Annotated in this window: 8 protein-coding genes and 2 pseudogenes; 3 read left to right on the top strand and 7 right to left on the bottom strand. The window is 69.7% G+C overall.

Annotated features, from left to right (window positions below):
• Positions 1-47: 47 nt before the first annotated feature.
• From ACWD35_RS38855 to ACWD35_RS38845, 3 genes are all read left to right on the top strand, one after another.
• Positions 48-995 (top strand): NADP-dependent oxidoreductase, encoded by a 948-nt coding sequence (locus tag ACWD35_RS38855; protein WP_451356084.1) that lies wholly within the window; start codon positions 48-50, stop codon positions 993-995.
• Between the two features lie 91 nt (positions 996-1,086).
• A complete protein-coding gene (locus ACWD35_RS38850) occupies positions 1,087-2,505 on the top strand; it encodes an MFS transporter (protein ID WP_451356083.1) in 1,419 nt (472 codons plus the stop codon).
• A 577-nt stretch (positions 2,506-3,082) separates the two neighbouring features.
• Entirely contained in the window at positions 3,083-4,267 is a 1,185-nt protein-coding gene (locus ACWD35_RS38845; RefSeq protein ID WP_451356082.1) for a type III polyketide synthase, read from the top strand.
• An 84-nt stretch (positions 4,268-4,351) separates the two neighbouring features.
• On the opposite strand, the pseudogene ACWD35_RS38840 reads toward ACWD35_RS38845, so the two are convergent.
• The 7 genes and pseudogenes from ACWD35_RS38840 to ACWD35_RS38810 form a co-directional block, all read right to left on the bottom strand.
• Positions 4,352-6,507: pseudogene (locus ACWD35_RS38840) on the bottom strand (SpoIIE family protein phosphatase).
• A gap of 223 nt (positions 6,508-6,730) precedes the next feature.
• Positions 6,731-7,948, bottom strand: a complete 1,218-nt coding sequence (locus tag ACWD35_RS38835) for a cytochrome P450 family protein (RefSeq protein WP_451356081.1) — start codon at positions 7,946-7,948, stop codon at positions 6,731-6,733.
• Complete coding sequence (locus ACWD35_RS38830) at positions 7,935-8,978, bottom strand: cytochrome P450 (RefSeq protein ID WP_451356080.1); 1,044 nt, start codon at positions 8,976-8,978, stop codon at positions 7,935-7,937. Before ACWD35_RS38830 ends, ACWD35_RS38835 begins: the two co-directional genes overlap by 14 nt.
• Positions 8,979-9,058: 80 nt before the next feature.
• Positions 9,059-9,139 carry a tryptorubin family RiPP precursor gene (locus ACWD35_RS38825; RefSeq protein WP_218161885.1) on the bottom strand — a complete coding sequence of 27 codons (81 nt, stop codon included), beginning with the start codon at positions 9,137-9,139 and terminating at the stop codon, positions 9,059-9,061.
• A 363-nt stretch (positions 9,140-9,502) separates the two neighbouring features.
• The gene (locus tag ACWD35_RS38820; RefSeq protein ID WP_451356079.1) at positions 9,503-10,048 is read right to left on the bottom strand and encodes a hypothetical protein; all 546 of its coding nucleotides are present in this window, start codon (positions 10,046-10,048) and stop codon (positions 9,503-9,505) included.
• 148 nt (positions 10,049-10,196) lie between these two features.
• A pseudogene (locus ACWD35_RS38815) lies at positions 10,197-10,328 on the bottom strand (ATP-binding protein); the annotation flags it as partial.
• A gap of 191 nt (positions 10,329-10,519) precedes the next feature.
• Positions 10,520-10,885: a hypothetical protein gene (locus tag ACWD35_RS38810; RefSeq protein WP_451356078.1), complete on the bottom strand. Its 366-nt coding sequence runs from the start codon at positions 10,883-10,885 to the stop codon at positions 10,520-10,522.
• Between the last annotated feature and the right edge of the window lie 102 nt (positions 10,886-10,987).

Genomic DNA, 10,987 nt, shown 5'->3' with positions numbered 1-10,987 from the left:
GCGTCAGGCTGTTGATCAACCGCGAACGAGATGGGGAGTGATTCCGGATGGCGGAGAAGATGCTGGCCGTGGCCTTCGAGGAGCCGGGCGGGCCGGAGGTCCTGAAGGTCGTCGAACGGGAGCGGCCGGTACCCGGTCGGACGGAGATCCTGGTCCGGGTGCACGCGGCCGGCGTCAACCCGGTGGACTGGAAGACCCGGGCGGTCGGCGCCCTGTACGTCCCTGGTGACGGCATCGTGGGGTGGGACGTCTCGGGTGTGGTGGAGGCCGTCAGCGTCGGCGTGACACTCTTCCGGCCAGGTGACGAGGTGTATGGCATGCCGGCCTTTCCGCGGATGGTCGGCGGCTATGCGCAGTACGTGGCCGCCCCGGCACGCCACTTCGCCCCCAAACCGGCCGGACTCGACCACGTACAGGCGGCGGCCCTGCCGCTGGCCGCGCTGACGGCCTGGCAGGCCCTGGTGGACATGGCCGACCTGCAGGAGGGGCAGCGGGTCCTGGTGCACGCCGCGGCAGGTGGCGTGGGGCACCTGGCGGTGCAGATCGCGAAGGCGTACGGCGCGTACGTCATCGGCACGGCCAGCGCGGGCAAGCACGAGTTCGTGCGGGGGCTGGGTGCGGACGAGGTGATCGACTACGCGACGGTCGACTTCGCCTCGGTGGTCTCCGATGTGGACGTGGTGATCGACTCGATCGCCGGGGACTACTACCAGGAGCGCTCGTTGTCGGTCCTGCGGAACGGCGGCACGTTGATCACTCTCCCGGCCCGTGAGACCGAGGCGCTCGCCTCGGCTGCGGCCGCGCGCTCCATCCGCTCGGGCTTCATGCTGGTCGAGCCCGACCGGCGAGCGCTGTTGGCCATCACGGAGTTGGTCGAGACCGGCAGGCTGAAGGTCCACGTCGACGCCGTCTTCCCGCTGGCGGACGCCGCCAAGGCCCACGAGCTCGGTGAAACCGGGAGGACCACGGGGAAGTTGGTGCTCACCGTCGACTGATGGAACGTCATTGTGTTGCATTGCCGGACCCTGACGAATAAAGAGGCTTCTTATCGTGGCAAGTAGTCAGCAATCAGCTAGCCCGCCGGCAGTGGCCGCGAAAGCTGACGCTATTCCGTGGATGACGATATCTGTTGTCTTGTCCGGCCTGTTCATGGCGGTCCTTGACTCGTTCATCGTCGTGGTCGCCGACCCCTCGATCGTGGCGGACCTGCATGCCTCCGCCAGCGATGTCCAGTGGGTTCTGGCGGGTTATCAGCTGAGTTACGCGGTCTTCATCATTACCGCTACTCGCCTGGCTGACCTGTACGGCCGCAAGCGGATATTCCTTCTCGGGGTGGCTCTGTTCACTCTGTCATCAGTCGCTTGCGCGCTATCACCGAACGCAGGCAGCCTTATCGCCGCGCGTGTCATCCAGGGCCTAGGAGCGGCCCTGATGGTTCCCCAGGTGTTCGCGTACGTCACCGTGCTGGTGCCGACGGCGAGGCGGCACAGCGTGTACGGCGTGGTCGGCATCGTCATGGGTATGGCCACCATCGGCGGACAGCTCATCGGCGGACTGCTGATCGGCGCCAACCTGTTCGACTCCGGCTGGCGCCTGGTGTTCTGGGTGAACGCGCCGATCGGGATTGCCCTGTTCCTGCTCGCCGTTCGATACGTGCCGAAGACAGGGTCGGCTGCCACCCGCAAGCTGGACATGCCCGGCGTCCTGGTGCTCAGCGCGGCCCTCTTCCTCCTGGTGCTCCCGCTGATCCAGGGGCAGGAGGCAGGCTGGCCATGGTGGGTCTGGGCTTGCTTCGCGGGCAGCGCGGTCGCGTTCGGCTTGTTCGTCGCGGTCGAGCGGGGCCTGGAACGGCGGGGCGGGGATCCGCTGGTACCGCTGACGCTGTTCAAGCAGCGCTCGTTCTCGCTCGGGATCATTCTCGTCCTGGCCCTGTACGCGCTGATCTACTCGTACTACCTGGCCTTGTCGGTGACGATGCAGCAAGGCCTCGACATGTCGGCGCTCGGCGCGGGCCTGGTCTACGCGCCGGCAGCCACCGCATTCTTCGTGTTCAGCATGGTGGCGAGCCGGATCATCCCGAAATATGGACGACGTGTCCTTGAGGTTGGGGCGATCATAATGGCGAGCGGTTACCTGGCGGCCGGCCTCCTGCTGGTGTCCGGCCCGCGGATCACTCCGCTGCTCGTGATCCCCGCCCTCATTCTGCAGAGCGTCGGTGGCGGACTGGTCATCACGCCGGCGCTCAATACAGTGCTGAGCCGCGTCAGACCGGAGTCGGCCGGTGTCGCGTCAGGGGTCTTGTCCACGGCCCAGCAGTGTGGCGGAGCGCTAGGCGTTGCCGTTATCGGAGCGGTCTTCTTCGGCTCGTTCCATCCCGCGGCAGTCGGCAGGGTTGCCGCCGCCGGTCACGCCTTTGCCGTCGCGTCCTTCGGGGTGTTCGTCATCGCCGTCATAGCGGGCATTGTCGTCTTCCTTCTGCCGAAGCGGCCAGCGGCCCAGGCCTGAGCGCGAGGATCACCAGTCATGGCCAGGCTGCGGATGCAGCGGGCCCAGTCATAGCGACGTCCGGACAGATCAGCTGCCCGGACGTCTGCCTTTTGGAAGGCCCGCGTCTCGGATGGGGAACAGCGGGCCCGGACCGGTGCGCCCCGGCGTGACGTGCCGGAAGGAGCGCGGCCACGGACTCGATGGACGGGATCCGGTTCGGGTCCATGTGGCCACGCTGCCGCGCCCGGCTGGACTGTGGGTGCATGGGCTAGGCAGCGCGCCCTCAAGGCGATCCGCGGCAAGAACCTGCTTCCCGGTCGCGGAGAGTGGATGTGGTTGGCGGAACGTCAGGCAGGGCCTGCGCAACCGCTCTGAGGGCCCCCTGTTTCAGCGGTGTGTGCCGTCTCACGCACTCAAAGGGCTGCCCAAGTTGTCTGGATCACAGTGTAAATGTCCATTTGGCGTCCATGCTCGAAACGGCTACCGACTCCCGAAGTGGAGCCCATCGGCATTCTCTTGGGCGCGAAGTTCCAAAGTGGCCCATGCCGCAGCACTCGGGATGTTCCTCCCTTTTCCCCCGCGAAAGGTGCCCATTATGGCCGCTTACCTCTGTCCGCCTGCCGTGATACACGGCGAGCACGCCGTGGAGACCAGCCAGATCGTGGCGGAGGTGCGCGACCGGCACCCGCACGCGGCGTGGGCGCCGCGGATCGACGGCATCGCGGCCAGTACGGGCATCGAGACCCGCGGGTGGATGCTGCCGCTGGAGACCGCCGTCGCGGCGGGCAACGGCAGCGGCCTGCGGGCCGTCGGCATCGGGCCGGCCCAAGAGGCGCTGGCACGCGACGGGTTCACCCAGCAGGACGTGGACCGCGTGATCGCCGCCCTCGACGCGATACCTGCGCCGCAGACCGTCCAGGAGCGTACCGCGCCGGCCTGGGAGGCCGTGCAGTCCTACGGGGAGCGTGCGGCGCGCGGGGCCCTGCAGATCGCCGGGCTCGACGCCGCAGACATCGACTGCCTGATCACCAGTCACTCCACCACCCCGGCGCTTCCGGGCCTGGACATTGCCCTGGCCAACAAGCTTCCGCTCCGCAACGACGTGATGCTGCTGCCTGCCACGCAGTGGGCCTGTATCGCGGGGACCCGCTCCCTGGCGCTGGCGGCGGATCTCGTGGCCGCGGACCCCGACCGGGTGGTCCTGGTCGTGATCGCGGAGGCGCTGAGCACGACCTACCAGCCCGCGGACGACACCCTCGAGTCCCTGATCGTCCGGTTGCTGTTCGCGGACACCGCGGTCGCCGCGGTGGTCACGGGCCGCCCGAGGCGCGAGTCGGTGCTGCGGCTGGACGCCGCCTGGCACCACACCCTGCCCGGCACCCAAGACCTGCACCGCCTGGACACGCGGTCGGACGGCACCCACTTCGTGATGGACCGGCGCGGGCCGCGCGCCGTACAGGAGACGGTCACCGCGATGTGGGAGTGGCTGCGCGTCCGTTACCAGGACCACCCCGACTCCTGGCACCCCGACGCGCTGCTCGCGCACCCCGGCGGGACCCGGGTGCTGGAGTACATGGAGCAGACGATGCCCGACGCGTGGCCGTCGGGGCTGCTGGACTACAGCCGGGACAGCTACACCAGCGGCAACCGCGGAGGCGCCGCCGTGTTCGACATCATGCGGCGGGCGCACGACGCCGGTCAGAAGTCGGGCAACCGCGCCGTCCTGTACGCGGCGGCACCGGGCCTCACCGCCACCGCCCTGGAAGGGGAGTGGCTGTAGCGCGAGCCCGCGCCGCCCCGTCGGTGGCGCCGGCTGACGCGCACGCCGCCCGCACCCTCGCCGCGCCCCCGCCCCCCAGCCGCGTCACCTCGCGACTACCGCCCAGACCACCTTGCCGGTGTCCGTCCACCGCACCCCCCACCGGGTGGTGAGCCTGTGCACGACGTGCAGGCCACGACCGCCGTCGTCGAGGAGGCCGCCCCGGCTCAGACGTGGCCTGCCGTTGCCGGTGTCGCCCACCTCGCACAGCAGGCCGTACCGGCCCTGATCAGCCGTACCGTGACAGGACCGGTGGCGAAGCGCACCGCGTTCGTGACCAGCTCGCTGACCAGCAGCGGCACATTGTCCAGGGTGTCGTCCCTGGTGCGCCATTGCCGCAGCAGGGCGGAGACCTGCGCGCGGGCACGGGCGGGCGCGTCGTCGCGGGCGGGCAGCCGCCAGGTCGCGGTGTCCCCCTTGCGGTAGCCGATCATGCGCGCGAGCAGCAGGGTCACGTCGTCGCGCTGGCGCACGGGCGCCAGCGCGGAGACGACGCGCCGTGCGGCCTGCTGCAGGGCGTCCCAGGGGTGCACATCGGACACGACGTCCGCAAGCCTGTCGATGCCCTCGTCGATCGACACGACCGGATCCTCCACCAGGCCGTCGGTGTAGAGGGCGAGCAGGGAGCCCGGTGGTGCGCCGAACGTGTACACGTCGAACGGCTCCCGCAGCGCGAACTCGGCGCCCAGGCCGGGATGAGGGCGGACCGCGAGCGGGCCCGCATACCCGTCCGGGGACACCAGGACCGGGGGGAGGTGGCCGGCGCTGGACAGCGCCACATGGTGGCTGACCGGGTCGTAGAGGGCGATGCAGCAGGTCGACCCGAGGGCGCTGTAGCCGGCCGCCAGCCCGGACTCCGCGTCGTCCAGCAGCGTCACGGTCTCGTCCAGGTGCTCCAGCACCTCGTCGGGTGCCAGCCCCGCGGACAGCAGCGCGCGGGCCTCCATGCTCAGCTGGCCCATGACTGCCGCGGCTCCCAGGCCGTGCCCGACGACGTCACCGACCACCAGCGCGGTACGGCCGTCCGGCAGCGGAAAGCTGTTCACCCAGTCACCGCCGACGCCCGCGCTGTCGGGGGTGGCGGGCTGGTAGACGCTGGCGATCTCGATGGTGTCGCCGCCGATCCGGGGCAGCAGCCGGCGCTGCAACGCCAGCACCTGCGTGTGCTCGCGCTGGTGCTGACGGGCCAGGTCGACGTGATGGGCGGTCCTGGCCACCAGTTCCTGCAGGTCGAGCAGCTCGCTGTCGCGGAAGGGGCAGTCCGCCCGCCGCCAGACCTCGGCCAGGCCCAGCACGACGGGCGGCGCGCCGTCCAAGACCAGCGGTATGCATGCCACACCCGCCGACCGGTCGCCGGGCACCAGGGCACGCATCACTTGCGGACTGCCCAGTACCTGCTCGACCGCCTCCCGGTCGGGTATGACGATGGCCTGCGGGGCGTCGTCCCGCTGTACCGCCTGCGCCAGCAGGCGACTCGCGTCGCTGGGAAGATCGTCGCCCGGAGTCACGTAGCCCTCGGGCCACGCCCGGTCCGGCACCAGGGCCGCCCGCCGTAGCCGGATGCGCCCCTGCGCCTGCCCGGTGGCTCTCTCGCCCGTCCACACGGCGAAGTCGAGGTCGATGGCGGCCACGTCTCCCCAAGCCAGCAGGGACTCCGCCAGCGACTGCGCGGTCTCGCCGATGTCCAGCGAGGTGCCGATCGCGGTCTCGGCGGCGTACAGGTGCAGCCTCCTGGCCATGGCGATCACGGAGACGGTCAGACCCTCCTGAGGCACCGCGGCGGGCAGGATGCTCAACGAGACCACCAGCTCCGATCCGTCGCCGCGCCGCAGGCGCTGGATCCGGGCGACATGCGCCTCACCGGTCTCCAGGACCTGCCGCAACCGCCGTGTGACCGTCGGTGCGTCCCCCGGGGGCAGGAGATCGACGAAGGGACTCCCGGCCACGGCGTCCAGACCCGCAAATACGGGGGCGTCCAGATTGCAGCGGGTGATTCTCAGATCCCTGTCCAGGTTGACCGCGCCGAGAATCTGCTCCTGACGGCCGGCTGCCGGGTTGTCGGGCACGCGTTGGCGGGTGGTGCGGTCGCCCTGCGCGTCGGCAGGACCCGAGGCCGCTCCGCCGCGCGGGATGTAGCGCCCCAGGGCGCTGCTGACCAGGTCGAACGGCGAAGAGGACGAGGGGGAGGGTGTGGAGTCCATGCGGCTCTCTCAGCAATCCCCGGCACAGCGCCGGGGCCGTACTCGGACCCGTGCGACGGGGCCCCGAGATCCCTGACCGCACACCTCATTGAATAACACCGGGGGTCGCGTCGCGCCCAGAGCAGCGGATCGCGCGGTGAAAGCGGACAGTGAGGGAATGCCGCGGCCGGTGCGACCGTGCTCACCTTGCCGGGGACCGTCGGAAGGCGTCCGGCGTCCGGCGTCAGCGCAGCCGGACCGGCAGGGTGAGCAGTCCCCGGTGCCGGGGGTTGTCCTGCCATGCGGGGGCGAGGTCCGGGTCGGCCAGGCGCAGAGCGGGAAAGCGCCGCAGTACGTGACCGAAGGCGATTTCGGCCTGGAGGCGGGCCAGCGGGGCGCCCAGGCAGTGGTGGATGCCGTGGCCGAACGCCAGGTGCCCGGAGGTGTCACGCGTGAGGTCGAAGCGGTCGGGGTCCGTGAAGACCTCCGGATCGCGGTTGGCGGCCAGCAGCGCGATCTGCACGAACTCCCCGGCCGGGATCGTGGTGCCCTCGATCGTCACCGGCTGCGTGGTGTAGCGCAGGCTCGCGATGCCGAACGGGCTCTCGTGGCGCAGGACTTCCTCGGTCAGGCCGGGGATCAGCGAGGCGTCGGCGCGTACTGCGGCCAACTGCCCGGGGTGGGAGAGCAGGGCGTAGAGGCCGTTGGCGATCAGGTTGACGGTGGTCTGGTGGCCCGCGATCACCAGCAGGAACGCCATCGAGGTGACCTCCTCCTCGGTGAGACGGTCACCGTCGTCGCGGGCGGCGACGAGAGCGGACAGGAGGTCGTCGCCCGGGTGGGCCCGCTTCTGCTCGATCAGGGCGCGCAGCCGGTCCAGCATCGCCTCGGCCGTCGGAACGGACACCTCGCCGTCGCCCTCGTCCCCGGTCACCGTGTGGCCCCGGACCTGGAGGATCCCGGGGTCGCCCGGGTCCGCGCCGAGCAGGTCGAAGATCACCGCCAGTGGCAGCGGGAGCGCGAACCGGCCGATCAGATCGACCTCGTCCCTCCCGTCCAGGGCGTCGAGCAGCGCGGTGACCCGGGCCTCGATCCTGGGGCGCAGCTCCGCCACCCGTCGCTGCGTGAAAGCCTGTTGCACCAGCCGGCGCAGCCGGGTGTGGCGCGGCGGGTCGGAGTTGAGCATATGGGTGGTGAGCGCTCCGCCCGGACCGCCGGTGGGCAGTCCCGCGTACCGGGCGAACGCCTCGGTCGCGCCGTCCTTGCTCAGCCGCGGGTCGGCGAGGGCAGCCCGGCAGGCCGCGTGCCCGGTGACGACCCAGCCGGCCAGAGGCGCGGCACCGGAGAAGCGGACCTTGCGGACCTCGCCCGTCTCACGCCAGCGCCGATAGATCTCGTGCGGGTGGCAGGCGAAAGACCCGTCCACCGTCTCGGTCCCGTCGGACGGCTCAGGCAGCGGCACGGCGCACCCTCGTCACCTGTACGTCCTCCACGCCGAGCAGTCCGACGAGGGGCACCTTGGCGGAGGTCTGCCCGGGGGCGATCCCCAGGCCCGATCCGCGGATGAGGTCCAGGAGCAGTTCGGCGAGCGGCATCACCATGTGCCGGCCCCAGCAGCGCTCGGAGGAGTGGCCGAAGGGGAGGTAGCCGGGAGCGGTGTCGGGGTCGAGGGTCTCCCAGCGCTCCGGGCGGAACTCGTCCGGGTCCTCCCACAGCTTCGGGTCCCGGTGCGAGAGGAGAGGCAGCAGGAGGACGTCGTCGCCCGCCCCGATGCGCTCGTCGATCTCGGGGTATTCGGGGCAGGCGTTGCGCAGGATGTTCCAGGACGGCGGCAGCAGCCGCATGGCCTCGTACAGGATGTGCCGGTTCGGCGTCTCGGGGTCGAACGGCGAGCCGAGCCACAGTGCGTTCGCGACGAGGGTGGAGACCGTGAAGCACACGGGGGCCGCCGCGCGCCGGTACATGCCCATGGCGTAGCGGCGCTCGTGATAGCCGGTGGCGTCGGCCGTCAGGCCCGCGATCGCGGTCAGCGGGGCTCCCCGCCGGCCGACCCGCCCCGGGAGCGCGGCGCCCGCCGCGATCACCGTCCAGGTGAGCTTGGGGGTCAGTTCGAGGTTGCGGCTCATCAGGATCCGCAGTCGGTAGGGGTCCTGGCCGAGGATCAGGTCTCGCAGGAACAGATGTCCCCTGAGCGGCCAGACGCCGGTCAGATCGACGTCCTCGGGCCGGGGGCGGGGCCTCTTCAGTGCCTCGCGCACATCGCCGCCGATGGTCCGCATCACCGAGGAGGCCTCGCTGCGGGGGATCGAACGCCCGTGCAGTGGCTTGAACGTGGGCCGTTCGGTCTCGGTGGCCCGGCGGGCGGCGAGGATCCGGTCGGCGACCTCGTGTCCGGCTATCCCGATGGTGTCGGGTTCGAGCCGGAAGACGTCCTGCCCAAGGTGGTCCCGGAACAGGGCGGCGAGTCGTGGATGGAACACCGTGGCGCGCATGGAATTCTCCGGGAGGCCGAGGGGAGCAGGCGGCGGCGGGCGGCGTCGCCCCCGCCTCGCGGCGGGGACGACCACTCGGCCTAGTACCAGAAGTACCAGGCACTCGCCTTCAGGCTCTTCTGCGCGGACACCTTGTTGCGAATGGCGAAGAGAAGCTTCATCACTGCACCCCCTTTCCGGGTGGAGATGTCACGCACTTCCTCGTGCGGAGGTTGTGCGCAGCTGGCTCGACAAATGTGTGTCAGGGCGATCAACGAATGATGAATGCCCAGGCCAGGCCCTGGTTGTCGGGCCCGCGCATGACGAAGGCCCCGCCTCTGGGAAGTGGCGGGGCCTTCGCCCACATGGGGTGTGGATCAGTACCCCACTCGTGGAGACGGCGGGAACCGAACCCGCGCGCAACGGTGCGGAACGCTGTTTCAGCGGGTGGACCTGTAGGCCCCTGCTGCCGGTAGCAGCAGGGGCCACGCCAGCTCTTCCACCATGCAAGACTTCAGACGCGCTCGCTGCCACCGCCGCGTGGGTCAGCTGTCGGCTTCGTCCTCCGGCCCGGGCGCGTCGCCGATGGCGACACGTAGGTCATGCACGCCTTGCAGGATGTCGATGAGGGCTTCTTCCGCCCCGCTCAGGGCGTGTCGGGTGCCCTCAGTATCACCGCGCTCCGCGTGCAGTTGAGCGCTGAGCGCGTACACCGCCGTCATGACGGCGGCGAAGGCGGCCTCTCGGCCGGGTGGCAGTTCTTCCGCCTCGGGTTCGGAGACCTGCACCGCGGTGCGCTGCAACCTGTTCGTCAGGACGTTGACCGCGAGGCCGGGATCCGCTTCCAGCTGTTCCCACCAGCCGAGCAAGGTCTCAAGGACGTCCTCGATCTCTTGTTCCTCGGCCAGACGGGTTGCGGCGGTGATCTCGAGCTCCGTTTTCGCCAGCAGACTGCCCAGCAGGTGCAGGCGGTCTTCTTCCTGCGGCCCCTCGGGCCGCTTCTCCGGATCTGCCGCCGGCTCAGCCGCCAGAGCGGCTAGCGCTGCGTAGATCTGCTCAGCACTTACCGGGCGCTCGCTACTGATGCTCACGTCTTCAGCTTCACCCAGCAAGGGCGTACCCGCCCACCCAGACACACGGAATCCATCCACAGGTAAGCCGTTTTGGCGTCGGTGTCCGCTGCCCCGTAAGCACACCTGAGTATGTCGATGAGTTTCAGCGACACCGCCGGGGCGGCGGTCAGGTAGCGGCTGACTGCTCGGCCTTGCTCCGGGTGTGGGCGAGTCGGTAGGAGTCGGTGCCGGTTTCGATGATCGTGCCGTTGAAGGTGAGTCGGTCGACGATCGCGGTGCAGAGCTGGGGATCCGTGTCGTCAACCCCGTTCCCCGCGAACTCCCGGTGTTGTCCGCACCGAACGACAACCGTTGCTGGAACTCCGCACCGATGCCACGGCTACCTGGTCGACGCCGCCTACGAACGTCGCTCGGTCGCTGTCAGCAGCAATCTCCACCCGTCCCAAGCGCACATGTTCCGGCGAACCCGTGCCAGGTGCTGCCGAAACCTCACGGGTTCGATGGTGTCCAAGAGGTTGCCCCGTCGCCTGAATGTTCGCGCCACGCGGTCCTGAGAGCTTCGAGCTCGGTGCGGGGGAAGTGCTCACCCCACTTGCCGCGGTATGTGCTCTCCCCGTACTTCCTCACGACCTCGTCGAAGCAACGGATCACTGCTCGGGCAACGACGTCGATGTTCTGCTGGGTGGACCAGATCTCGGTCCCAGTGTTGTCGTGGTCAGTGCCGCGGGTCAGCTCCAGTAGGCGGATCCACACGTCGGCGCCTTCACGGTAGAAGATCCATCGGAAGGCGGTGGGCTCGGCCTCGAACTGTGCTCGGCACTCGGTCTCGCCATCGATCAGGCGTGTTACTGCCATCAAGAGATGAAGGTCCCCTCGTAGCGTGGAGTCCGTGATACCAGGGGAAGTTGAGGTTCATGGGGTCCAAGCAACAGAAGTACGACGCGGAGTTCCGTGAGG

Source organism: Streptomyces sp. NPDC002671 (genome assembly GCF_053592475.1).
This window is presented reverse-complemented; position numbering and strand designations above follow the sequence as displayed.